The organism is Methanosarcina spelaei (genome assembly GCF_002287235.1).
GTDB lineage: Archaea > Halobacteriota > Methanosarcinia > Methanosarcinales > Methanosarcinaceae > Methanosarcina > Methanosarcina spelaei.
Genome location: NZ_LMVP01000466.1, coordinates 1 through 284 on the forward strand (window position 1 = coordinate 1; position 284 = coordinate 284).

Below are 284 nucleotides of genomic sequence, written 5' to 3' on the forward strand. Positions count from 1 at the left end.
GCCCATGTGTCTACAACTATTCCCTTGTCAAGTATCCTGTCCAGCACTTCTGCGAGACTGGAACAATCAGGACTTTGAGCTACCATTACTTTTTACCCCCTTTTGATTTATTCAATTTTAGACACACCGAAATTATAATTTGGAACTTTTTTGTTCAGAATATGAACTCAGTACCAAATACAGTCCTAAATCTTGAACTTTCGGTGGTCTTCGTTTTTCATACGCAAATATAATCATAGACGAATATATAGATTAGGATATTTATTTTTTTGTTACAAAATTTA

1 protein-coding gene is annotated in these 284 nt (G+C 33.5%); it reads right to left on the reverse strand.

The genetic code is table 11. The features are described from left to right. Window positions 1-86, reverse strand: an 86-nt coding sequence (gene gvpJ, locus ASJ81_RS16590) for a gas vesicle protein GvpJ (protein ID WP_170943364.1), incomplete at its 3' end; no start/stop codon positions are given. Between the last annotated feature and the right edge of the window lie 198 nt (window positions 87-284).